We start from the raw sequence: 23,676 nt of genomic DNA, 5'->3' as shown, positions 1-23,676 counted from the left end.
CTCCCGCAGGTGCGTGTGTATGAGGCACGAGTGTACGAAGTCTGTGGGGTGCGACGAATGCTACTTGGGTAGCGGGTAGCCGCTTCGATGGGATGAGACCGGTGGCGGCCCTCGCCGCGATGCGCACGGACAGGGCCACCTCCCGGGGTTACCAGGTCAGCACCGCGCCCACGGCAAAGGTGTCGGTATTTTCGTTCTGCTCGTTGGTGTCGTGGCCGTTGATTTCGAACTGGTTGTACTCGGCCACCAGCTTGAGGTTGTCGTTGACGTCATGGAACAACGCGATGCCGCGGGTCTCGTAGTCCGCGCCGCTGCCGACCACGCCGTTGCCATCGTCATTGGTCTTGCCATAGGACAAGGCCAGGCGGTTCTTGCCCAGTTTGTAGGAGCCCTGCAAAAGGTAGCCGTCGCTGTCGACGTTGCGCAGGGTCGGCTCGCCGGCGTTGTTAGTGAAAAACGGGTTGATGCCCTTGGCCTGGAAACCGGACCCGGTGAGGGACAAGCCGCCCATCTTCGCCTGCACGCCATAACCGACACCCTTGGAGGTGACCGTCTCGACCGTGGAATCAGTGTTGTCCGAGGTCTGGTAGCTGCCGTTGACCCAGCTGTAGATCTTTGCCCCGGCCAGGTCGAACTGATAGGTGACTTCGCTCTCGGTACGCGGGTTTTCCTGATAGGCCTTGCCCGTCGGGCTGCTGTCGTTGGTGTCCACCGGGTCCATGATGCCGACCGCCACGCGCAGACCGTCCATCACCGGGGTGCGATAGGTTATCTGCGAGGTCGGGAACGGATACGGGTAACCGGTGCCAATGTTGCCGAACGACACCCCGCCACCATCCACCAGCCCCAACGTATCGCTGACCTGGCCGTAACCGGCGAGCATTTCGTCGAGCAGGATGTTGGAACGGGCGAACAGCCCGAAGTCTTTGCCGATCAGCACTTCGCCCCACTCCGGGTTGGCCACGGTGCCGAAGAACTGCCGCACATCGATGGCGGTGTCGGTGCCGTTGGTTTGGCTGTCGTTGATGGTGACCCAGAACGAGGCGCGGGCACCGAGCTTGAGATCGTCTACCTGCTTACCCATGTTGAACCCCAGGTAGTTGGGCAAAAAGCCCATCTTCACCCGTGACTGTCGACGGTCGAACTGATCGCCGGCGCGGTCGACATCGCTGTTCACGTAGAAGGCGTTGATGTAGCCGTCGGTGGAGAACGTGGTCTGGTCCTTGTCGTACAGCATGATATCCGCCTCGGCCACCTGGCTCAGGCCAAGGGCAGACAGGCTGGCGATGAAGGCAGGCAGAAAACGATGCGTGACGTTCTTATTGTTGTGCATGGCGCGCTCCGAAACGGGGGACTAAGTGTCGGAGGCGATTATCGAAACCTGACCGGCGGCGCCATACACTGCCTTGGGGGTGGTTTTCAGGTGCTTTGGATGAGCCGGCGGTGCGTGACAACTATGGCGTAAGACCGCGTGTCGGCAGGGCTTGGAACTTAGGGTGTAGGTCTATAGAGCTGATCAGGCGTGGCTTTTCGTAGGAGCCAGGCTTGCCGGCGAAGGCGTGTTTGAGAACGCTTTCGCCGGCAAGCCTGGCTCCTACAGACGCATTCGTCGACGTGCCAGGCGCCCGCAGTTCAGAAGGCCGCTTTCAACAGCATGTAAGCGGCGACCACGACGCAGATGCTGGCGAACCCGACCTGCAACGCCCGCGCCGGCACCCGGGCGCAGAGCTTGCGGCCGATGATCATGCCGACGATGCTGGAGACGATGAAGGCAATGCCCGAATCGTCGATGCGCACCCCGGCATGGAAGGCGCCGATCACGCCGATGGCCGAAATCAGGCTGATCACCATCAGCGAGGTGGCGATGATCCCGCGCATCTGCACATCAGTCAGTTGCTTGAAGGCCGGGACAATCAGAAAACCGCCACCCACCCCCAGCAATCCCGAGACCACGCCGGTTACTGCGCCGAGCGCGGCGAGGGTCGCGGTGCATTTGGCGGTCCAGGAAAAGCGCCCGGTCTGTTGATCGAGCATGCAGTTCTTCTGGCCCCAGTTGGCCTGACCATGATCGCTGGGGCCCTCATCCTTGCGCTCGCGGCGCAACATTCGCCCGGCCACCACGACCATCAGCAGGCTGAACAGGATCATCAGGATTTTTTCCGGCAATTGATGGGCAAAGTAGATGCCCACCGGCGAAAACACCGCGCCTAATGCCGCGATCAGCAGCGCCGCGCGATAACGCACCAGGCCATGGCGCAAACCGTCGATGGCGCCGACCGCTGCCGCACTGCCCACCGCGAACAACGCCACCGGAGCGGCCTGGGTCATGCTCCAGCCCAACCCCAACACCAGCGCCGGGACCGCCAGGATACCGCCGCCGGCGCCCGTCAAGCCGAGCACCAACCCCATCACTACGCCAAACAGACTTGCCAGCAACATAGGAAGTTCTCAGTCCACCCTGGACACACGTGTCAGCCACTCGCGGCCCTTGAGCATACCGTTCCAGTAGAACCACGGTAGCAGTGTCGCCTTCAGCCACCACGCCGAGCGGCGCGGGGTCGTCGGGTCAAGGGGAAAGGTCGGCAGCAACTTGCCCGCATAACCGAACTCGGCAAGGATCACTTTGCCCTTCTCCACCGTCAGCGGACAGGAGCCATAGCCGTCGTACTTCAGCGGCAGCGGCTGTTGCTTGCGCAAGGCCAGCAGGTTTTCGGCCACCACCACGATCTGCTTGCGCACCGCCGCGGCGGTTTTTGCATTGGTGGTGCCGCAGATATCACCCCGCGCGAAGACGCCGGGATAACGCGGATGCTGCAGGCTGTGGGGGTCGACCTCGCACCAGCCGGCGGCGTCGGCCAACGGGCTGCGGGCAACGAAATCCGGGGCCACCTGAGGCGGAACGACATGCAGCAGGTCAAAGGTCTTTGCCTGGCGGGTGACATTGCCATCGGCATCCTTGACGTCGAACCACGCGGTTTTCGCCGGGCCGTCGACCTTGACCAGGTTCGAGTTGAAGGCCAACCGGGCTTTGTACTTCTCGATGTACTTCATCAGCGGCGGGACAAAGGTCGCCACACCGAACAGCGCCGCGCCCGCAAGATTGAACTCGACGTCGATGTTGTTCAGCACACCGGTCTTGCGCCAGTGATCGCAGGACAGGTACAGCGCCTTTTGTGGCGCTCCGGCACATTTGATCGGCATGCCCGGCTGGGTGAACAGCACCTTGCCGCCGCGCAGTTTCTGCACCTGATCCCAGGTGTAGGTCGCGTGCCGATAGCTGTAATTTGAGGTCACGCCGTGCTGGCCGAGGGTGTCCTCCAGGCCTTCGATCTTCTCCCAGGCCAGGCGCAGGCCGGGGCAGACCACCAGGTTTTGATAGCCGACCGTGCGCCCGTCACCGAGGGTGAGTTGGCGCTTGTCGGGATCGATGCCCGTCACGGCAGCCTGCAGCCAATGGGCCCCACGCGGCATCACCGACGCCATCGGCCGCACGGTGTTTTCCACGTTGTAGGCACCACCGCCGACCAGCGTCCAGGCCGGTTGATAGTAGTGCCGGGAGTCGGGTTCGATCACGGTGATGTTCAGATGCGGGCTACGCTTGAGCAGGCTGGCGACAAGGCCGATACCCGCCGTGCCGCCGCCGATGACCACGATATCTGCACTGATGGATGGGCCCCAGTGTTGATCGTTCATTGCTTGTTCCTTTTGCTGCACGCAAGTTTTCTTCCAGCCGCAATACAAAACGACTGTAGGAGCGAGCTTGCTCGCGATGGTCGCTAACGATTACGCGTGTTATCTGTATAAACGCGGTGCCATTACGTCCATCGCGAGCAAGCTCGCTCCTACAGGTTCTGTGTGTTTGCTGGCATTTAAGGTTGAACCCAGCTTTTAAGCACCGCCCCGCAATAAAGCCCGGAGAGGGTTTTCATCACCTGGATCACTTCGTGACTGGCGAGACCGTAAAAAATGTACTTGCCTTCACGACGGGTGGCGACCAGTCCTTCATCGCGCAGGATCCCCAATTGCTGGGACAGGGTCGGTTGGCGCACGCCGGTCATTTTTTCCAGCTCGCCTACGTTGCGCTCGCCCTGGGTCAGCTGGCACAGGATCAACAGGCGATCCTCATTGGCCAGGGCCTTGAGCAGCGCACAGGCCTTGGAGGCCGAGGCGCGCAGTTGAGCGACTTCACATTCGGTCAGACTGGATTGCATTTGCAGGATGCCTTCAACGTCACTTAAGCTGCGAACATTATGTCTTTACATAAAGTGTTGCAACCCATGGCTGACTTTTCGTCGTCCGACTTTTCTACCCTTGCACAGGTTCGTGTCCATGCCCGCACTGATTGAAGCTTTCCTCGACCCCGCCTCCTCGACCTACAGCTACGTGGTCTACGAGGCTGATGGCGGGCAGTGTGCGATTGTCGATCCAGTGCTCGACTACGACGCAGCCGCCGGGCGTACCGCGACCACCCAGGCCGACAGGATCATCGCCTTCGTCCGTGCACATACACTGCAAGTGCAATGGTTGCTGGAAACCCACGCCCATGCCGATCACCTGTCCGCCGCGCCGTATCTGCGCGGGGAGTTGGGCGGCAAGATCGCCATTGGCGAGTCGATCAGCAAGGTCCAGGACGTGTTCAAGGCACTGTTCAATCTGGAGCCATCCTTTCGCATCGACGGTTCCCAGTTCGACCACCTGTTCGCCCCCAACGAATCGTTCATGATCGGCAACCTCAAGGCGACCGCCCTGCACGTGCCCGGCCATACCCCGGCGGACATGGCCTACCTGATCGGCAACGATGTGATCCTGGTCGGCGATACACTGTTCATGCCGGACGTGGGCACCGCGCGCTGCGACTTTCCCGGCGGCGATGCCAACCAGATGTACGCCTCGATCCACAAGCTGCTGGCCTTCCCCGCCGACGTGCGACTCTACATCTGCCACGATTACCCGCCCGAGGGCCGCGCGCCCCAATGCATGACCACGGTGGGCGAACAGCGCAAAAGCAACATCCACGTGCGCGACGGCATCGACGAAGCCGCCTTCGTCGACATGCGCACCCGGCGTGATGCCGGGCTGGGCATGCCGACGCTGCTATTGCCGGCGATTCAGGTCAATGTGCGGGCGGGGGAACTGCCGCCGGCAGAGGACAATGGCGTGACTTACCTGAAGATTCCGCTTAACAAATTTTAAGATCGACGTTTAATTCCCCAGGGTCAGCCCATTCGCCGGCAATGGCAGCGCCGTTTTATAGCGCACCTGCTTGAGCGCAAAGCTCGAACGGATGTTCGCCACCCCCGGCACCTTGGTCAGAAAGTCCATCATGAAACGCTCCAGCGACTGGATGGTCGGCACCAGCACCCGGATCAGATAGTCCGGGTCGCCAGCCATCAGGTAGCACTCCATCACTTCGGGGCGATCGGAAATCGCCTCTTCGAAATGCTGCAACGCCTCCTCCACCTGCTTCTCCAGGCTGACGTGAATGAACACGTTCACATGCAGCCCCAGCAGGTCGGCATCCAGCAGCGTCACTTGCTCGCGAATCACCCCCAGTTCTTCCATGGCCTTGACCCGGTTGAAACACGGGGTCGGCGACAGGTTCACCGAACGCGCCAGGTCGGCGTTGGTGATGCGCGCGTTCTCCTGAAGACTGTTGAGAATGCCGATATCGGTACGGTCCAGTTTGCGCATAAGATAAAACCACCTGTTTTTTGTGTTTATGCAGGTTTTTTATCTGCAAATGATCTTTAGCGCAACGAAACAGAGAGAAATATTCTTCTTGGCCGGGCCTATGATTGTTGTAGGACAAGATTTCTTCTACCGAACGAAATCTGTCAGCTCACTACAAAAAATTCACAAGATCGAGCGTAGAAGCCATGACCCAAGCGTATGAACCGCTGCGCCTGCACGTCCCCGAACCCTCGGGCCGTCCCGGCTGTAAAACCGACTTCTCCTACCTGCATCTGACCGATGCCGGTACGGTGCGCAAACCCCCTATCGACGTTGAACCGGCTGACACGGCTGACCTGGCCCGTGGCCTGATTCGCGTGCTCGACGACCAGGGCAATGCCCTCGGGCCGTGGGCCGAAAACGTGCCGGTGGAGATCCTGCGCAAGGGCATGCGCGCCATGCTCAAGACCCGCATCTACGACAACCGCATGGTGGTCGCCCAGCGTCAGAAAAAGATGTCGTTCTACATGCAGAGCCTTGGCGAAGAAGCCATCGGCAGCGCCCAGGCCCTGGCCCTGAACATCGACGACATGTGTTTCCCGACCTACCGCCAGCAAAGCATCCTGATGGCCCGCGAGGTACCGTTGGTAGACCTGATTTGCCAACTGCTGTCCAACGAGCGCGATCCGCTCAAGGGCCGTCAGTTGCCAATCATGTACTCGGTCAAGGAGTCCGGTTTTTTCACCATCTCCGGCAACCTCGCCACCCAGTTCGTGCAAGCCGTGGGCTGGGGCATGGCCTCGGCGATCAAGGGCGACACCAAAATCGCTTCGGCGTGGATCGGCGACGGCGCCACCGCTGAATCGGACTTCCACACCGCCCTGACGTTCGCCCACGTGTACCGCGCGCCGGTGATCCTCAACGTGGTCAACAACCAGTGGGCGATTTCCACCTTCCAGGCGATTGCCGGTGGTGAAGCGACCACCTTCGCCGGTCGCGGCGTCGGTTGCGGCATTGCCTCCCTGCGGGTCGATGGCAACGATTTCTACGCGGTCTACGCCGCCTCTGCCTGGGCTGCCGAACGTGCCCGCCGCAACCTCGGCCCGACCATGATCGAATGGGTCACCTACCGCGCCGGCCCGCACTCGACCTCCGATGATCCGTCGAAATACCGTCCCGCCGATGACTGGAGCCACTTCCCGCTGGGTGATCCGATTGCGCGCCTCAAGCAGCACCTGATCAAGGTCGGTCAGTGGTCCGAAGAGGAACACACCGCCGTCAGCGCCGAGCTGGAAGCCGAAGTGATCGCCGCACAGAAAGAAGCCGAACAGTACGGCACCCTCGCCGGCGGCCAGATTCCGAGCGCCGCGACCATGTTCGAAGACGTCTACAAAGAGATGCCGGAGCACTTGAAGCGCCAGCGTCAAGAGTTGGGGATCTGACATGAACGATCACAACAACAATATCGAGCTGGAAACCGCCATGACCACGACCACCATGACCATGATCCAGGCCCTGCGCTCGGCCATGGATGTGATGCTTGAACGTGACGACAACGTCGTGGTCTTCGGCCAGGACGTGGGCTATTTCGGCGGCGTGTTCCGCTGCACCGAAGGCCTGCAGAACAAGTACGGCACCTCCCGGGTGTTCGACGCGCCGATCTCCGAAAGCGGCATCGTCGGCGTCGCCGTGGGCATGGGAGCCTACGGCCTGCGTCCGGTGGCCGAGATCCAGTTCGCCGACTACGTGTACCCGGCCTCCGACCAGATCATTTCCGAAGCCGCCCGCCTGCGTTATCGCTCGGCCGGCGAGTTCACCGCACCGATGACCCTGCGCATGCCTTGCGGCGGCGGCATCTACGGCGGACAGACCCACAGCCAGAGCATCGAGGCGATGTTCACCCAGGTCTGCGGCTTGCGCACGGTGATGCCGTCCAACCCGTACGACGCCAAGGGCCTGTTGATTGCCTCCATCGAAAACGATGACCCGGTGATCTTCCTCGAGCCAAAACGCCTGTACAACGGCCCGTTCGACGGCCACCACGACCGCCCGGTAACCCCGTGGTCGAAGCACCCCGCCGCACAAGTGCCGGACGGTTACTACACCGTGCCGCTGGATGTCGCCGCCATCACCCGTCCGGGCAAGGACGTCACCGTGCTGACCTACGGCACCACCGTGTACGTCTCGCAAGTCGCTGCTGAAGAAAGCGGCGTTGACGCCGAAGTCATCGACCTGCGCAGCCTGTGGCCGCTGGACCTGGAAACCATCGTCAAATCGGTGAAAAAGACCGGCCGTTGCGTGGTGGTGCACGAAGCCACCCGTACCTGCGGCTTTGGTGCCGAACTGGTGTCGCTGGTGCAAGAACATTGCTTCCACCACCTGGAAGCGCCGATCGAACGCGTCACCGGTTGGGACACCCCTTACCCGCACGCGCAAGAGTGGGCGTATTTCCCAGGCCCGTCCCGAGTGGGCGCGGCGTTGAAACGGGTCATGGAGGTCTGAATGGGCACGCACGTCATTAAAATGCCGGACATTGGTGAAGGCATTGCAGAAGTTGAATTGTCGGTTTGGCACGTCAAGGTTGGCGACATGGTCGTCGAAGATCAGGTGCTGGCCGATGTGATGACCGACAAGGCGATGGTCGATATCCCGTCGCCGGTGCATGGCAAGGTCATTGCCCTCGGTGGCCAGCCGGGCGAAGTCATGGCGGTTGGCAGTGTGCTGATCAGCATTGAAGTCGAAGGCGCGGGCAACGTTAAGGAGTCAGCGCAACCGGTACCTGTTAAAGAAGCGCCGGTGGCCGCACCTAAAGTTGAAGCCGTGGTTGAAAGCAAACCGGTCGCTGCCCCAGCGCCGAAAGCTGCCGTATGCCAGGGCCCGATGGTTGCTCGCCAGGCCGATGAGCGGCCGCTGGCCTCCCCGGCCGTGCGCAAGCATGCGCTGGACCTCGGCATTCAATTGCGCCTGGTGCGTGGCAGCGGCCCCGCCGGCCGTGTACTGCATGAAGACCTCGACGCCTACCTGGCCCAGGGTCAGTCGAACGCTTCGGCACCGGTGGCGGCGGCTTACGCCCAACGTACCGATGAACAGCAGATCCCGGTCATCGGCATGCGCCGCAAGATCGCCCAGCGCATGCAGGACGCCACCCAGCGTGCCGCCCACTTCAGTTATGTCGAAGAAATCGATGTCACCGCCGTGGAAGAGCTGCGCGCGCACCTCAACGAAAAACACGGCGCCACCCGCGGCAAGCTGACTTTGCTGCCATTCCTGGTCCGCGCCATGGTCGTCGCCTTGCGCGACTTCCCGCAGATGAACGCCCGCTACGACGACGAAGCCCAGGTCATCACCCGCCTCGGCGCGGTGCATGTGGGCGTCGCCACCCAGAGCGACGTTGGCCTGATGGTGCCGGTGGTGCGTCACGCCGAAGCCCGCAGCCTGTGGGACAGCGCAGCGGAAATCGCTCGCCTGGCCACTGCCGCACGCAACGGCAAGGCCAGCCGCGACGAGTTGTCCGGTTCGACCATCACCCTGACCAGCCTCGGTGCTTTGGGCGGCATCGTCAGCACGCCGGTGCTGAACCTGCCGGAAGTGGCGATTGTCGGCGTGAACAAGATCGTCGAACGGCCAATGGTGATCAAAGGCCAGATTGTGATCCGCAAGATGATGAACCTCTCCAGCTCATTCGATCACCGCGTGGTCGACGGCATGGACGCGGCGCTATTCATCCAGGCCATCCGTGGCTTGCTCGAACAACCTGCGACCTTGTTTGTGGAGTAAGCAATGCAAACTTTGAACACCACGTTGCTGATCATCGGCGGCGGCCCCGGCGGTTATGTGACGGCGATCCGTGCCGGTCAGCTGGGCATCCCGACCATTCTGGTGGAAGGTCAATCCCTGGGCGGCACCTGCCTGAACATTGGCTGCATTCCGTCGAAGGCACTGATTCACGTCGCCGAGCAGTTTCACCAGACGCAGCACCACCATCAGCTTTCGGCCCTGGGCATAAGCGTTTCAGCGCCTTCCCTCGATATCACCAAGAGCGTTGAGTGGAAGGACGGCATTGTCGATCGCCTGACCACCGGCGTCGCGGCGCTGCTGAAAAAGAACAAGGTCCAGGTCGTTCAAGGCTGGGCCAAGGTGGTTGACGGTAAAACCATCGATGTTGGCGACACGCGCATCCAGTGCGAGCACCTGGTGCTGGCCACCGGTTCGATAAGTGTGAACCTGCCGATATTGCCGATTGGCGGGCCGATCATCTCGTCCACCGAAGCCCTGGCGCCGACATCGGTACCCAAGCGCTTGATTGTGGTCGGCGGTGGTTACATCGGTCTGGAGCTGGGCATTGCCTATCGCAAGCTCGGCGCCGAGGTCAGCGTGGTGGAAGCGCAGGAGCGCATCCTGCCGGCCTACGACGCCGAACTGACCCAGCCGGTGCACGACGAACTGAGAAAGCTCGGCGTGAAGCTTTACTTGAAGCACAGCGTGCAAGGCTTTGATTCAAAAGCAAATACATTGCAAGTACTGGCCCCGAACGGCGCGACCCTGAACCTGGAGACCGATCAGGTGCTGGTGGCCGTCGGTCGCAAGCCGAACACCCAGGGCTGGAACCTCGAAGCGCTGAACCTGGACATGAACGGTTCGTCGATCAAGATCGACCACCGCTGCCAGACCAGCATGCGCAACGTGTATGCCATCGGTGACCTGAGCGGCGAACCGATGCTCGCCCACCGGGCCATGGCCCAGGGCGAGATGGTCGCCGAGCTGATCAGCGGTAAATCCCGCGAGTTCAACCCGACCGCCATCGCCGCCGTGTGCTTCACCGACCCGGAACTGGTGGTGGTCGGCAAGACCCCGGACGAAGCCAACGCCGCAGGTCTGGACTGCATCGTGTCGAGCTTCCCGTTCGCCGCCAATGGCCGGGCGATGACCCTGGAGTCGAAAAGCGGCTTCGTGCGGGTGGTCGCCCGTCGGGACAATCATGTGATTGTCGGCTGGCAGGCGGTGGGCGTTGGGGTGTCGGAGTTGTCCACGGCGTTTGCCCAGAGCCTGGAGATGGGCGCGCGGCTGGAAGACATCGGCGGCACCATCCATGCGCATCCGACGCTGGGTGAGGCCGTGCAGGAAGCGGCGTTGCGGGCCCTTGGCCACGCATTGCACCTGTAGGAGCGAGCTCGCTCGCGAAAAACGTCAGGACAACGCGGTCATTCAGACGAGACGCGTTATCGTTGACGTCCATCGCGAGCAAGCTCGCTCCTACAAGGAATGCAATCCGGGCTGCGAAATGGGCCCGGAATGAAGTATTGTTGTCCCCATCCAAAAAACGTCAGAAGCCTTGAACCGTTTCGACGGTTGTTAAGTGATAGAGGGTGTCATGGGTAACGAAAGCATCAATTGGGACAAGCTGGGTTTTGACTACATCAAGACCGACAAGCGCTATCTGTCGTACTTTCGCAATGGCGAGTGGGACAAAGGCACCCTGACCGAAGACAACGTGCTGCACATCAGCGAAGGCTCCACTGCCCTTCACTATGGCCAGCAATGCTTCGAAGGGATGAAGGCCTATCGTTGCAAGGACGGCTCGATCAACCTGTTCCGCCCGGACCAGAATGCCCTGCGCATGCAGCGCAGCTGCGCCCGTCTGCTGATGCCGCAGGTGGAAACCGAGCAGTTCATCGAAGCCTGCAAGGAAGTGGTCCGTGCCAACGAGCGTTTCATTCCGCCGTACGGCACCGGCGGCGCGCTGTACCTGCGCCCGTTCGTGATCGGCGTGGGTGACAACATCGGCGTGCGTACCGCCCCCGAGTTCATCTTCTCGATCTTCTGCATTCCGGTTGGCGCCTACTTCAAGGGCGGCCTGACCCCGCACAACTTCCTGATCTCCAGCTACGACCGCGCCGCGCCACAAGGCACCGGTGCCGCCAAGGTCGGTGGCAACTACGCCGCCAGCCTGATGCCGGGCTCCCAGGCCAAGAAGGCGCATTTCGCCGACTGCATCTACCTGGACCCACTGACCCACACCAAGATCGAGGAAGTCGGTTCGGCCAACTTCTTCGGGATCACCCACGACAACAAGTTCGTGACCCCGAACTCGCCATCGGTACTGCCGGGCATCACCCGCCTGTCGCTGATCGAGCTGGCCAGGTCCCGCCTGGGTCTGGATGTGGTCGAAGGCGACGTGTTCATCGACAAGCTCTCCGACTTCAAGGAAGCCGGCGCTTGCGGTACCGCTGCGGTGATCACGCCGATTGGCGGCATCAACTACAACGACCACCTGCACGTGTTCCACAGCGAAACCGAAGTCGGCCCGATCACCCAGAAGCTCTACAAAGAGCTGACCGGAGTGCAAACCGGCGACATCGAAGCGCCAGCGGGCTGGATCGTCAAGGTTTGACCTGACGCCAGACGCACAAAAGCCCCCCATCGGGTGACCGATGGGGGGCTTTTTCATGGTTGCGATTCAGCGACTGAACGCTGCCCCCGCAGGAGCGGCCACAGGCTGCGATCGTTTGCTGTCACGTTCGAGCGGCAACTCAACCCCAAACCGCCCCGCTACCTCCTTGCGCCCCAACGCCGTCAACGCCAACGCCCGACTGTCCAGATCCTGGGTCACCCACTTGCGCTTGAGCGCCGTTTGCAGCAACGCCGCGCCCAGCGACCCGCCCAGATGTGGCCGGCGCATGCTCCAGTCCAGGCACGGGCAGGCAAAGCGGCGGCGCAAGGTGCTCAAGTCCTTTACCTCGATCCCGAGCCCTTGAAACATTGCCGTACCACTGTCGCTCAAGCGATAGGCCTGTTCGTCGGTTTCCTCAAGCCAGCCCGCTTCAAGCATCCGGTCATGCAACAGCACGGCCAGGGTTCCCGCCATGTGGTCGTAGCAGGTGCGGGCAAATTGCAGGCGATCCGGGGTCCGCGCCCGGAAGCCCGGCGCGGTGTTCTGGCCGATCACCATCAGTGCCTCCAGGGCCTGGGCCACGCGTTTGTCCGCCAGGCTGTAATAGCGGTGACGCCCCTGGACGTGCAGCCGCACCAGCGCTAGCTCTTTGAGTTTGGCCAGGTGGGCACTGGCGGTCGACGCGCTGACTTCGGCCACCGCCGCCAGTTCGGTGCTGGTGCGGGCGTGGCCGTCCATCAGCGAACAGAGGATTTTCGTCCGCGCAGGTTCAGCGATGGCTGCCGCCACCTGCGAGACGCCGACGTCGTGTTGTTCTGCGCTCATATTTCGCTCCCGGACGAATCAATGCCCTTTCGGACTGGAGATAGTAGCAACACTTTCCAACAACAAAAGGCTGTGACCCATGGACCCGATCATCGCTGCGACCCATGCCGATCCTTATCCCTACTACGCACAACTGCGTGCCGAAGGTGGGCTGGCTTTTCATCCGGAGCTGAACATGTGGGTGGCCAGCAGCGCCCGGGCGGTGGCCGCCGTACTGGCACATCCCGATTGCCACGTTCGACCGGCGCAGGAGCCAGTCCCCAAGGCGATCGCCGACGGCATGGCCGGCCAGGTGTTCGGCCAATTGATGCGCATGAATGAAGGTGAACGCCAGCGTTGCCCACGGTCGGCGATTGCGCCGGGGCTGGAGTTGATCGATGCGCAGGAAGTGGAGGCCCTGGTCAGCGCCCGGTTGATCACCGCCGATGCCACTGGCCTGTACAACGCCATGTTCCGTGGGCCGGTGTGCGTGGTGGCGGCGTTGCTGGGGTTCACCCCGGCCCAGGGCCGCGCCATCAGCGAGTTGACGGCGGACTTCGTCGCCTGCCTGTCGCCCTTGAGTGACGCGGCACAATTGACCGCCGCCCACGCTGCCGCCGAACAGTTGAGCGGTTACTTCATCGAATTGCTCGACGATCCGCACAACCACAGCCCTTTGCTTGCAGGCATCCGCCAACGTTTCGCAACCGGCGCGCCGCAAACCCTGATCGCCAACCTGATCGGCCTGTTCTCCCAGACCTTCGAGGCCACTGCCGGGTTGATCGGCAACGCCGTGCTGGCATTGATTCAACACCCGTCGTTGCGCAGCGAATCAACCCCTGTCGAAGACCTGCTGGCCGAAGTGCAGCGCTTCGACCCGCCGGTACAGAACACCCGCCGCTTCGTCGCCGCCCCCTGCGAGATTGACGGCGTGAGGCTGAACGCCGCCGACGTGATCCTGGTGCTGCTGGCCTCGGCCAATCGCGACCCGCTGCTCAACGACAACCCCGACACCTTCCTGCTCGACCGCTCGAATCGGCATAGCTTCACCTTTGGTGCGGGGCGCCATCAATGTCCGGGGCAACAACTGGCGTTGAGCATTGCAGGCGCCACGCTCAAGCAGTTCCTGGCGATGAGGCCGGCACTGGAGCAACTGAAACGGCAATACCGCCCATCCACGAATGGACGGATTCCGTTATTCAGTGATTGAGCGAAAGCCGTTCAAGCCGTGCGGTATTCGACGGTCAGGTGAGACAGTTCATGGACCGGCGCCAGGCGTTCGCGAATGGTGTCGGCACTGACATTGGCCGCGGCGACAACGCTGACAATCGCGGCCCGCGCCTGGGGGCCGACCTGCCAGACATGCAGATCGCTGATGCGCACATCGTCCGATGACTCCAGCAGCTCACGGATTTCATCGGCAACGTGCTCATCCGTGACATCGAGCAACACCGCAGCGCTGTCACGCATCAATCCAATGGCCCATTTCGCGATCACGATGGCGCCTACGATGCCCATCACCGGGTCCAGCCACACCCACCCCAGATAGCGCCCGGCCAGTAATGCGGCAATCGCCAGCACCGAGGTCAGGGCGTCGGCCAACACATGGACATAGGCCGAGCGCAGGTTGTTGTCGTGATGGTGATGATGGCCATGGCTGTAATCGTGGCCATGATCGTGACCATGATCGCCCGCCAGCAAAAAGGCACTGGCGATGTTCACCGCCAGCCCCACCACCGCAATCACCGTCGCTTCGGTGAATGCCACGGTCGTTGGCTGAAACAGGCGATACACGGATTCACCGGCAATGCCGATCGCCACCAGCCCCAGCACCATGGCCGAGGCAAAACCGGCGAGATCCCCGACCTTGCCGGTGCCGAAGCTGTAACGCGCGTTATTGGCATTGCGCCGTGCGAATCCATAGGCCGCCGCCGCGATGCCCAAGGCCCCGGCATGGGTGGCCATGTGAAAACCATCGGCCAGCAGCGCCATGGAACCGGTGATGTAACCGGCGGCAATTTCGCCAATCATCATCACAAACGTCAGCGCCACCACCCATAAGGTGCGTCGGGCGTTTTCATCATGGGAGGCGCCGAGAAACACATGGTCGTGAGAAAAGCGCGAAGCCTGGGGTGTCTGTGTCATGTGATTCAGGCCTCTATTTGGCATAACGACGGATGGCCAGCAACAAGTCTTCCACGCCCTGGGCGCGCTCTTCATCGCTCAGGTCCGGATGGGCCACGTGCTCGCGGGCATGGGCGTCGATGAACTGCTCCAGCAGACCATTGACCGCACCCCGGATCGCGGCGACCAGATGCAGGGTCTTGGCGCAATCGGCGTCGGACTCCAGCGCTCGCTCCACGGCCTCCACTTGCCCGGCAATCCGCCTCACCCGCTTGATCAAGTCATCTTTATGTTCGTGAATGTGTGACATACCTATACCCCCTACCCCTATATAGCGCGTATGTTCGCCGATAGAGCGGAGCCTGGCAAGGCACAACCCGATGACAGGTCGGCCTGACATCGATTTTCGTCAGCCAGCCGGCCGCTAAAGGTTTTGGCTCAACCCTCTAACTGCCCGACCCGCTCTGCATCCGGCCAGAACAACGCCGCCTGCCCCACCCGCAAACCGTGTTGATCGATGAGCGTCCACACCTTGCCTTCATGAATCATGAAGGCATTACCCAGCCGATCCACCCGATAGCCACTGTAGCCGTGGGCAATGCCATGGGTCGTGACCTGCTCCAGCAGGGTCTGGCGCACGGCGCGGTCCAGTGGCGAGGCGCTGAACCGTGACGGCATGCCCAGAAACTCCGGGCGCGGGTACTTGAAGCAGGCCAGCGCCTGTTCATTGGCGTAAAAGAACAGAGGGTCGTCTTCAGTGCCGTGGGCCAGCAGACTGTAAGGCGCGTGGGCGTGCAGCCAGTGCAGGCGCTCAGGCCCGGTCAGCGACCTCGGTGCTGGCAGGTGTTCACCGGTCCAGTGCCGATAAGACTCGTCCAGCAGTTCGATGGCCGTGGTGTATTCGTTGATTGGCAACCCGCCTTCTCCTCTTCAGATCGTGGTTTCAAGCCCGGCCCAGCCTATCCAAAGCGGCCCGGAAAGTCCTGCTGCCCGGCCGATTAGTTACACCGGGTTAAAACAGTCATGACGGGCAGTGCGTTTATCCCGCAGGCGTTTCTCCATAGAGTCACCTTTACCATGCTGAACAACGAGGCTCGATTGATGCAGACCCAACTGGACAAGTCCCTGAGTGTTTTTGCGCGGGCAGACCTGCTGCAAGGTCCCACCCCCATCCAGCGGGCTGCGCGACTCGAACAGCTGCTGGGCCTGGACAAGCAGGGCATCGTCCTGTTTCTCAAACGCGACGACCATATGTTGATCGGCGCCGGTGGCAACAAGCTGCGTAAACTTGAATTCCATATCGGCGCGGCGCTGCAAGCCGGGGTCGATACGATCATTACCGTGGGCGGCATCCAGTCCAATCATGCGCGCCTGACCGCCGCGGTGTGCGCCCGGCTGGACATCGCCTGCGAGCTGTTCCTGACCCGGGCCGTGGCCAAAGCCGAGGTGGATTACGAACTCAACGGCAACGTGCTGCTCGACCAGTTGTTCGGCGCACAGATGCAGGTGTTTGCCGGCGGTACCGACTCACTGGCCAAGGCCGAGACCAGGGCCACGCAGCTTCGGGATTCCGGGCGCAAGGTCATGGTGCTGCCGACCGGTGGCTCGACCCCCTTGGGCAGCCTCGGCTATGCCCGCTGTGCAGCGGAAATCGCCCGGCAAGAGGCGGAGCTGGATCTGACGTTCAATCAGGTGGTGGTACCCAACGGCAGCGCCGGGACCCATGCCGGGCTCGCGGCGGGGTTCCATTTGCTGGGCCGGGGTACCTCTCTGGTCAAGTCGTTCTCGGTGTTGTCCGACCAGGACTCATCAGCGGCAAGAACCCTGCAATTGACCCGCGAGACTTTGGCGCTACTGGGCAGTAACGCCGAGGTGCAAGCTGCCGGGATTGCGATTGACGGCAGCCAGTTGGGTGCCGGCTACGGTCTGCCAACCGTCGCCATGCAAGACGCGGTACGCCTGATGGCGCGTGCCGAAGGCCTGCTGGTCGACCCGGTGTACTCCGGCAAAGCCTTTGCGGGTTTGCTGGCCGACTTGCAGCAAGGGCGCTTCGCCCCCAGGGACAACGTGCTGTTCGTCATGACCGGCGGCACACCCGGCCTGTATGCCTATCGGGAAACCTTTCAGGCCTGAGGGTCAATCATCCCGCGTCAGCACTTCCAGCAATTCAATTTCGAAGATCAGGTTCGAATTCGGCGTGATCTTGCCCATGGTGCGCTCGCCATAGGCCAGGTGCGCCGGCACCAGCAACTTGCGCTTGCCACCGACCTGCATGCCCATGATGCCCTGGTCCCAGCCCTTGATAACCCGCCCGGTGCCGATCACGCACTGGAAGGGTTTGCCACGGCTGTAGGAAGAATCGAATTCGGTGCCATCCTCCAGCCAGCCACGGTACTGAGTGGTGATCAGTGCGCCTTTGATGGCGGCTTTTCCGTCACCCACCTGTAGATCGATTACCTGAAGCTCGTCATTCATTGATTTCACTCGTATGCTCTCTCGCCCTCAAGGGCCTGATGGGCGCCGTTTTCCCAGATTTGCCCTCGATTGGCAACCATTGCCACCTCCCGCGCGACGTTTAAAGCTGTTTGCTGAACTAAAATAATCAACAATTACCCGTACGGTTCACCGCCCTGATGGCCATCCCCGAATGATCCTGCTCTGGACCAGCGTCATCCTTGGTTCAACGACGCTCACCCTGATCGTCGCGCTGGTCTGGCGCGAACGTTCGCTGCAAAAGCAACTGGCGGAATATCGCGCGATCATCAACAACCTGCCCGAAAGCCAGAGCATCCACCAGGATGGCGACGCCGAACGCTTCAAACGCAGCCAGTACTTTGCCCGCATCGGCACCTGGGATTGGGATGTCGACACCGACCGGTTGTACTGGTCAGATGCAATTTTCGGCATGTTCGGCTTCAAGATCGGCGAAGTGACGCCCTCTTACGCCCTGTTCTGCTCCTGCGTGCATCCGGACGATCGGCCCAGGGTTCGGGCCGGCGAACTGCGTTGCCTGGAAACCGGTGAAAACCATGACGAGGAATACCGCGTGGTCTGGCCCGACGGAACAATCCGCTGGCTGCGCGAAACCGGCAACGTAGTCAAGAATGACCACGACGAAACGGTCAAAATGATGGGCGTGGTACGCGACATCACCGAAGAAAAGGCCTCGGCCAACTACCTCAAGCACCTGGCCCATTACGACCCATTGACCGGCCTGCCCAATCGCCTGGTGCTCGAAGAGCGCCTGTCCGAAGCCCTGGAACAGGCGCGCACCAGTGCCACGCGGGTGGCACTGGTGTTTGTCGACCTCAATGGTTTCAAGGCCATCAACGACCGCTATGGTCATGCGGCCGGCGACCGCGTGCTGGTCACGACCGCCACGCGGCTCAAGCGCATCCTGCGCGGCACCGACACTGTCGCGCGGATCGGTGGCGACGAATTCGTGGTCATCCTCCAGGGCCTGCCCCAGGGCAAAAGCCTGCAAGACGAAGCACGCACCATCTGCCAGAAAATCTTCGTCGAACTCTCCCCGCCCGTCACCATCGGCAACGACCAGCGCCACATTGGCACCAGCCTCGGCGTCGCCGTGTTTCCCGATCATGCGCCGAGCATCGACCGCCTGCTGCACATTGCCGACCTGGCGATGTATGAGGCCAAGCGCAGTGGGAACAATCAGTATCGGTTGGGCACCGAGAGCGTGGTGCGGGCGCATAGCGAATAGCGAATAGCGAATAGCGCTTCGTCGACGGGTGCCGGGGCGCGTTACATGACTGTTATCATAATAATGTTTCGAACTGTACCGGCACCATCGAGTTGCACCCGGGTAGGCTGCTCAAAAACCCCACCGGAATTCGCCATGCACATCGCCATTCTGACCTTTGACGGTTTCAACGAACTGGACTCGCTGATCGCCTACGGCATGCTCAGCAGGGTTTCCCTGCTCGGGGACAAGGACTGGCGCGTGAGCATCGCGTCGCCGACGCTGCGGGTCACTTCGATGAATGGTTTGACCATCGATGCCCATATCGACCTCGCCGAGGCCTGTCAGGCGGATGCAGTGCTGGTGGGCAGTGGCCGCAAGACCCGCGAAGTCGCCGCGACCCCAGAGATCATGAGCCAACTGCAATTCGATCCCGCACGCCAACTGCTGGCGGCCCAGTGTTCCGGCACTTACCTGCTGGCCAGACTCGGCCTGCTCGGCGATGCCCCGGCCTGCACCGATGCCATCAGCAAGCCCTGGGTGGTGGAAGCCGGGGTCAATGTCATCAACCAGGCCTTCTACGCCAACGGCAACATTGCCACCGCGGGTGGCTGCCTGGCGTCGCCGTACCTCGCGGCCTGGCTACTGGCCCGGTTGAAAGGCCGCGAAACCGCCCGGGAAGTGCTGAACAATTTTGCCCCGGTGGGTGAGAAGGATGAGTATGTGGCCCGGGGGATGGCTCACATCGAGGCGTTTATCTGACACCCAGGTTACCGACGCTGCCACCATCGCGAGCAGGCTCGCTCCCACAATGTTTCTTGGTCGTATGCATCTCGGTGTATGGCACAAATCACTGTGGGAGCGAGCCTGCTCGCGAAGGCGGCGGCCCAACTGTAAAGATCTAACTGACAACCCACGGTGGATCTTCGGCGAGCCCAGCCTTTATCCTTGACGCCCCCGCTGTGTCGAGTTCTGGAGTTTCGCCCATGCCCCATGAAGGCAACCTGCTACAAGCCGCTGTCGTATTTCTGATGGCGGCCGTGCTCATCGTTCCCTTGGCCAAGCGCCTGCAACTGGGGGCGGTTCTGGGCTATCTGTTTGCCGGGGTGATCATCGGCCCGTCGGTGCTGGGCCTGATCGACAATCCGCAAAGCGTTGCGAACATTTCCGAACTCGGCGTGGTGTTGCTGCTGTTCATCATCGGCCTGGAACTGTCGCCGCGACGTTTGTGGGTGATGCGCAAATCAGTTTTCGGCGTGGGTCTGGCGCAAGTGTTGCTCACTGGCACGGTGATTGGCGTGGTGGCACTGTGGCTGTTTGGCCAGCCATTGAACACCGCGATCGTCCTGGGCCTGGGCCTGGCGCTGTCGTCCACGGCGTTCGGCCTGCAAAGCCTGGCTGAACGCAAGGAACTGACCAGCCCCCACGGGCGGCTGGCGTTCGCGATCCTGTTGTTTCAGGACATCGCCGCAATCCCCTTGATCGCCATGGTGCCGTTGCTTGCCGGTGGCGATCACAGCACCACCGCCAGCGAAAACCTGAACCACGGCCTGCAAGTGCTGGCCAGCATCGCCGTGGTGGTGATCGGCGGGCGTTATCTGCTGCGACCGGTGTTTCGCGTGGTGACCAAAACCGCGCTGCCAGAAGTCTCCACCGCCACGGCGTTGCTGGTGGTGATCGGCACGGCATGGCTGATGGAACTGGTCGGAATTTCCATGGCCCTGGGCGCTTTCCTCGCCGGCCTGCTGCTGGCGGACTCCGAGTATCGCCATGAACTGGAAGCCCAGATCGAACCTTTCAAGGGCCTGTTGCTGGGGCTGTTTTTCATCAGCGTCGGCATGGGCGCGAACCTGAGCCTGTTACTGAGCATGCCGGTGGCGGTGCTGGGCCTGACCCTGCTGCTGATCGCGATCAAACTGCCGCTGCTGTTTATTGTCGGTCGCCTGGCCGGGGGCTTGAAAAAGGTCAGTGCGATCCGCCTGGGAATCGTGTTGGCGGCCGGTGGTGAATTTGCCTTTGTGGTGTTCAAAATCGGTCGCGACCACGGGCTGTTCGCCGCAGAACTGTATGACTTGCTGGTGCTGACCATCACCCTGTCCATGGCCGTGACACCGCTGTTGCTGCTGCTTTGCGCACGGTTGGTCAGCCCGAAAGTGCAACCGGTGGAAGTGCCGGAGAAGTTCCGCGAAATCGACGCCGACGCGCCACGGGTGGTGATCGCCGGCATGGGGCGCATGGGCCAGATCGTTGCGCGGATATTGCGTGCGCAGAACATCAAGTTCGTGGCCCTCGACACCTCGGTGGAAACCATCGAACTGTCCCGCAGCTTTGGTGGCGTACCGGTGTTCTACGGCGACCCGATGCGCCCGGAAATCCTCAGCGCGGCCAAGGTCGGGGAAGCCGAGTATTTCGTGATCGCCACCGACGACCCGGACACCAACATCAAGACCGCCGAACTGGTGCGCAAACTCTACCCGCACATGAAAATCATCGCCCGTGCCCGTAACCGCCAGCATGTGCACCGGCTGATGGACGTCGGCGCTCACGCCGTGCGCGAAACCTTCCATTCAAGTCTGGAAATGAGCCGGCAAACCCTGATCGGCCTGGGATTGACCCAAGCCCAGGCGGATGCGCGGATCAAACGTTTCAAACAGCACGACGAAGAGGTGCTTGAAGCCCAGCATGCGGTGTATGACGACGCCGTGAAAGTGATGCAGACGGCGCAGGAAGCGCGGGTCGAACTGGGCAGGTTATTCGAGTCGGATCAACTGCAGGAGCAAGCGGGCACCAAATGAGGTGGATTTGAGGGCCCCTTCGTCGGAACGATAACGCGGTGTGATGGAACAACCACAACTTCAAAGGAACCACCATGACTGACCGCCCTGCTCCCGCCCTCAAGGAAATCTTCAACACCGAGCGCCTCCAGCACATCGCCAGCGAAATGACCGCAGTCTATCCGCCATTCGAGGCCAGGCGCTTCCTGAAGCTGGCCCAATCCGGCCTGGCAGAGCTCAGCGTCATGCAGCGCATGGCCCGGGTCAGCGAATGCCTGCACGCAGTGCTACCCCTGGACTACGAGGCATCGCTGCAAGTGCTGCGTGCCCTCGCCCCGCGCCTGAACAGCGGCTTCGTCAGCATGTGCCTGCCGCACTATGTCGCCAGCTACGGCGCCCATGCGTTCGATCAGTCGATGGACGCGCTGAAGTACTTCACCGCTTTTGGCTCTTCGGAATTCGCAATCCGTCACTTTCTGCGCAGTGACCTCGAACGCTCGCTCAAGCTTATGCACGACTGGTCCCTGGACGACAACGAGCATGTGCGGCGCCTGGCCAGCGAAGGATGCCGGCCACGCCTGCCCTGGTCATTCCGGCTGGAGCCCATTCAGGCCGATCCGCAGCTCGCTGCGAAAATCCTCGACAACCTCAAGGCCGACACGAGCCTGTACGTGCGCAAGTCCGTGGCCAACCACCTCAACGACATCACCAAGGAGCATCCCGACTGGGTGCTGGATCTGATCGAAGGCTGGTCGCTGGACAACCGGCACACCGCATGGATCGCCAAACACGCCCTGCGCAGCCTGATCAAACAGGGCAACCAGCGAGCACTGGCGATCATCGGCGCGGGCGGCAAGCCCGAAGTCGAGATCGTTGATGTGAAAGTCGAACCACCGGTGATTGGCCTGGGAGAAAGGATCACCCTGTCGTTTGCCGTCAAATCCACGGTAGAAAGCAGCCAGCGCCTGGTGATCGACTATGCCATCGATTACGTCAAGGCCAACGGCAGCACCTCGGCGAAGGTGTTCAAGCTCAAGGCACTGACGCTGCCCGGTAATGCCGTCGAAGCCGTCAGCCGCGGTCAGCAGATCAAGGAACTCACCACCCGCCGGCATTATGCGGGGCGCCATGCGGTGCATATCATGGTCAATGGCGAAAGGCTGGCCAGCACGGCGTTCGAGATTGTTGCTTGAACCTCAAGTTGGATATTGGATGTGCCGCCGCCATCGCGAGCAGGCTCGCGAAGGCGCCAGTTCAGGTACCGCCCAACAACAACCCCTGCTCCCGCTCACACAACTCCACCACATAATCCCACAACACCCGCAACCGCACCGATTTGTGCAACTCCCGGCGGGTGCTGATCCAGTAGCTGCGCTGGATGCTTTCGTCCGGCAACAATGGCACCAGACCGGGATCGGCACTGGCCATGTAGCACGGCAGCACGGCAATCCCCAGGCCTGAGCGCGCCGCCTGTTGCTGGGCGATCACGCTGGTGCTGTGAAACACCACCTGCGGGTTGCGGCAGAAGCTGTTGAGGAACATCAGTTCCTGACTGAACAGCAAATCATCGACGTAACCAATCCACGCATGGCGCCCGAGGTCCTCACGACTGCGCAACGGCGGTGAGCGGGCGAGGTAGTCCTGGCTGGCATAGAGCGCCAGGCGATAGTCGGTGAGTTTGCGCGTGACCAGCATGTCCGCGGCCGGACGTTCGAGGTGGATGCTGATTTCCGCCTCGCGGTTGAGGATGCTGACAAAACGCGGCACCGCCACCAGTTCCACCTCCAGCCCCGGATAGCGCTCGAACAAGCCGTTCATGCGACTGGCCAGGAACATGATGCCCAGCCCTTCCGTCACCCCGACGCGGATCTTGCCCAGCGGCGCGGTGGACTGGGTGATTTCCTCCTGGGCCAGCAGCGCCACGTTCTCCATCGCCTCGGCGTGTTTAAGCAACGCCTCGCCTGCCGGGGTCATCTCGTAACCCTGGGCATGCTGGACGAACAATGCCGTACCGAGGCTCTTTTCGATGGCCTCGATGTGCCGCGCCACGGTGGCGTGGGTGGTGTTCAAGCGACGGGCAGCGGTGAGCAGACGCCCACTGCGCTGCAATTCGAGAAAAAACCGCAGGTCATTCCAGTCGAACATGAATCGTCCTTGTTCTTTGCCGTTCGGGATGCTGTTTAAAAACGCACAGCGGCTGCGCAAAAACTAAC

General features: G+C 61.6%; 23 protein-coding genes. 12 read left to right on the top strand and 11 right to left on the bottom strand.

What is annotated here, in order from left to right; all coding sequences use genetic code 11:
* Nucleotides 1-148: 148 nt before the first annotated feature.
* The 4 genes from AC3ITY_RS12770 to AC3ITY_RS12755 form a co-directional block, all read right to left on the bottom strand.
* Nucleotides 149-1,333 (bottom strand): porin, encoded by a 1,185-nt coding sequence (locus AC3ITY_RS12770; protein ID WP_489309570.1) that lies wholly within the window; start codon nt 1,331-1,333, stop codon nt 149-151.
* A 299-nt stretch (nt 1,334-1,632) separates the two neighbouring features.
* Nucleotides 1,633-2,439 (bottom strand): sulfite exporter TauE/SafE family protein, encoded by an 807-nt coding sequence (locus tag AC3ITY_RS12765; RefSeq protein WP_489309568.1) that lies wholly within the window; start codon nt 2,437-2,439, stop codon nt 1,633-1,635.
* A gap of 9 nt (nt 2,440-2,448) precedes the next feature.
* Entirely contained in the window at nt 2,449-3,693 is a 1,245-nt protein-coding gene (locus AC3ITY_RS12760; protein ID WP_489309566.1) for an NAD(P)/FAD-dependent oxidoreductase, read from the bottom strand.
* A 176-nt stretch (nt 3,694-3,869) separates the two neighbouring features.
* Nucleotides 3,870-4,211 carry an ArsR/SmtB family transcription factor gene (locus AC3ITY_RS12755; protein WP_007976596.1) on the bottom strand — a complete coding sequence of 114 codons (342 nt, stop codon included), beginning with the start codon at nt 4,209-4,211 and terminating at the stop codon, nt 3,870-3,872.
* 118 nt (nt 4,212-4,329) lie between these two features.
* Here AC3ITY_RS12755 and AC3ITY_RS12750 point away from each other — a divergent pair, with 118 nt between their 5' ends.
* Entirely contained in the window at nt 4,330-5,193 is an 864-nt protein-coding gene (locus AC3ITY_RS12750) for an MBL fold metallo-hydrolase (RefSeq protein WP_489309563.1), read from the top strand.
* 9 nt (nt 5,194-5,202) lie between these two features.
* Here AC3ITY_RS12750 and bkdR read toward each other — a convergent pair whose 3' ends face one another.
* Nucleotides 5,203-5,691 (bottom strand): Bkd operon transcriptional regulator BkdR, encoded by a 489-nt coding sequence (gene bkdR, locus AC3ITY_RS12745; protein ID WP_007976593.1) that lies wholly within the window; start codon nt 5,689-5,691, stop codon nt 5,203-5,205.
* A 185-nt stretch (nt 5,692-5,876) separates the two neighbouring features.
* Between bkdR and AC3ITY_RS12740 the strand changes: the two genes are divergently transcribed.
* The 5 genes from AC3ITY_RS12740 (at nt 5,877) to AC3ITY_RS12720 (ending at nt 12,061) form a co-directional block, all read left to right on the top strand.
* Nucleotides 5,877-7,112: a 3-methyl-2-oxobutanoate dehydrogenase (2-methylpropanoyl-transferring) subunit alpha gene (locus tag AC3ITY_RS12740; RefSeq protein ID WP_223455983.1), complete on the top strand. Its 1,236-nt coding sequence runs from the start codon at nt 5,877-5,879 to the stop codon at nt 7,110-7,112.
* 1 nt (nt 7,113) lies between these two features.
* Nucleotides 7,114-8,172: an alpha-ketoacid dehydrogenase subunit beta gene (locus tag AC3ITY_RS12735; RefSeq protein WP_015095444.1), complete on the top strand. Its 1,059-nt coding sequence runs from the start codon at nt 7,114-7,116 to the stop codon at nt 8,170-8,172.
* On the top strand, nt 8,173-9,447 hold the full coding sequence (locus tag AC3ITY_RS12730; protein WP_489309560.1) for a dihydrolipoamide acetyltransferase family protein: 1,275 nt from the start codon (nt 8,173-8,175) through the stop codon (nt 9,445-9,447). It abuts the gene before it with no gap.
* Between the two features lie 3 nt (nt 9,448-9,450).
* Nucleotides 9,451-10,833 carry a dihydrolipoyl dehydrogenase gene (gene lpdA, locus AC3ITY_RS12725; protein ID WP_489309558.1) on the top strand — a complete coding sequence of 461 codons (1,383 nt, stop codon included), beginning with the start codon at nt 9,451-9,453 and terminating at the stop codon, nt 10,831-10,833.
* Between the two features lie 208 nt (nt 10,834-11,041).
* The gene (locus AC3ITY_RS12720; RefSeq protein ID WP_046037319.1) at nt 11,042-12,061 is read left to right on the top strand and encodes a branched-chain amino acid aminotransferase; all 1,020 of its coding nucleotides are present in this window, start codon (nt 11,042-11,044) and stop codon (nt 12,059-12,061) included.
* Between the two features lie 66 nt (nt 12,062-12,127).
* On the opposite strand, the gene AC3ITY_RS12715 is transcribed toward AC3ITY_RS12720, so the two are convergent.
* Entirely contained in the window at nt 12,128-12,886 is a 759-nt protein-coding gene (locus AC3ITY_RS12715) for an ArsR/SmtB family transcription factor (protein WP_489309555.1), read from the bottom strand.
* A 79-nt stretch (nt 12,887-12,965) separates the two neighbouring features.
* On the opposite strand from AC3ITY_RS12715, the gene AC3ITY_RS12710 reads away from it, so the two are divergent.
* A complete protein-coding gene (locus AC3ITY_RS12710) occupies nt 12,966-14,075 on the top strand; it encodes a cytochrome P450 (RefSeq protein WP_489309553.1) in 1,110 nt (369 codons plus the stop codon).
* Between the two features lie 11 nt (nt 14,076-14,086).
* On the opposite strand, the gene dmeF is transcribed toward AC3ITY_RS12710, so the two are convergent.
* The 3 genes from dmeF to AC3ITY_RS12695 form a co-directional block, all read right to left on the bottom strand.
* The gene (gene dmeF, locus AC3ITY_RS12705) at nt 14,087-15,010 is read right to left on the bottom strand and encodes a CDF family Co(II)/Ni(II) efflux transporter DmeF (RefSeq protein ID WP_489309551.1); all 924 of its coding nucleotides are present in this window, start codon (nt 15,008-15,010) and stop codon (nt 14,087-14,089) included.
* A gap of 13 nt (nt 15,011-15,023) precedes the next feature.
* On the bottom strand, nt 15,024-15,299 hold the full coding sequence (locus tag AC3ITY_RS12700) for a metal/formaldehyde-sensitive transcriptional repressor (protein WP_046037323.1): 276 nt from the start codon (nt 15,297-15,299) through the stop codon (nt 15,024-15,026).
* 128 nt (nt 15,300-15,427) lie between these two features.
* Nucleotides 15,428-15,904, bottom strand: a complete 477-nt coding sequence (locus AC3ITY_RS12695; RefSeq protein WP_489309548.1) for an MEKHLA domain-containing protein — start codon at nt 15,902-15,904, stop codon at nt 15,428-15,430.
* A gap of 186 nt (nt 15,905-16,090) precedes the next feature.
* On the opposite strand from AC3ITY_RS12695, the gene AC3ITY_RS12690 reads away from it, so the two are divergent.
* On the top strand, nt 16,091-17,122 hold the full coding sequence (locus tag AC3ITY_RS12690; RefSeq protein ID WP_489310852.1) for a D-cysteine desulfhydrase family protein: 1,032 nt from the start codon (nt 16,091-16,093) through the stop codon (nt 17,120-17,122).
* A gap of 3 nt (nt 17,123-17,125) precedes the next feature.
* Here the strand turns inward: AC3ITY_RS12690 and AC3ITY_RS12685 are convergent, their stop codons facing one another.
* Nucleotides 17,126-17,464, bottom strand: a complete 339-nt coding sequence (locus tag AC3ITY_RS12685; protein ID WP_007999592.1) for an FKBP-type peptidyl-prolyl cis-trans isomerase — start codon at nt 17,462-17,464, stop codon at nt 17,126-17,128.
* Nucleotides 17,465-17,636: 172 nt separating this feature from the next.
* Here AC3ITY_RS12685 and AC3ITY_RS12680 point away from each other — a divergent pair, with 172 nt between their 5' ends.
* The 4 genes from AC3ITY_RS12680 (at nt 17,637) to AC3ITY_RS12665 (ending at nt 22,656) form a co-directional block, all read left to right on the top strand.
* Nucleotides 17,637-18,710: a sensor domain-containing diguanylate cyclase gene (locus tag AC3ITY_RS12680; protein ID WP_223455993.1), complete on the top strand. Its 1,074-nt coding sequence runs from the start codon at nt 17,637-17,639 to the stop codon at nt 18,708-18,710.
* 135 nt (nt 18,711-18,845) lie between these two features.
* A complete protein-coding gene (locus AC3ITY_RS12675) occupies nt 18,846-19,451 on the top strand; it encodes a DJ-1/PfpI family protein (RefSeq protein WP_489309545.1) in 606 nt (201 codons plus the stop codon).
* Nucleotides 19,452-19,675: 224 nt separating this feature from the next.
* Nucleotides 19,676-21,484 carry a monovalent cation:proton antiporter-2 (CPA2) family protein gene (locus AC3ITY_RS12670; RefSeq protein ID WP_489309543.1) on the top strand — a complete coding sequence of 603 codons (1,809 nt, stop codon included), beginning with the start codon at nt 19,676-19,678 and terminating at the stop codon, nt 21,482-21,484.
* Nucleotides 21,485-21,558: 74 nt separating this feature from the next.
* On the top strand, nt 21,559-22,656 hold the full coding sequence (locus tag AC3ITY_RS12665) for a DNA alkylation repair protein (protein WP_489309541.1): 1,098 nt from the start codon (nt 21,559-21,561) through the stop codon (nt 22,654-22,656).
* A 61-nt stretch (nt 22,657-22,717) separates the two neighbouring features.
* On the opposite strand, the gene AC3ITY_RS12660 is transcribed toward AC3ITY_RS12665, so the two are convergent.
* Nucleotides 22,718-23,608 carry a LysR family transcriptional regulator gene (locus AC3ITY_RS12660; protein ID WP_489309539.1) on the bottom strand — a complete coding sequence of 297 codons (891 nt, stop codon included), beginning with the start codon at nt 23,606-23,608 and terminating at the stop codon, nt 22,718-22,720.
* Nucleotides 23,609-23,676: the final 68 nt, after the last annotated feature.

Source organism: Pseudomonas sp. GL_091 (genome assembly GCF_057837725.1).
The sequence above is the reverse complement of the archived record's forward strand: the minus strand, read 5'-3'. Positions and strand labels throughout refer to the sequence as shown.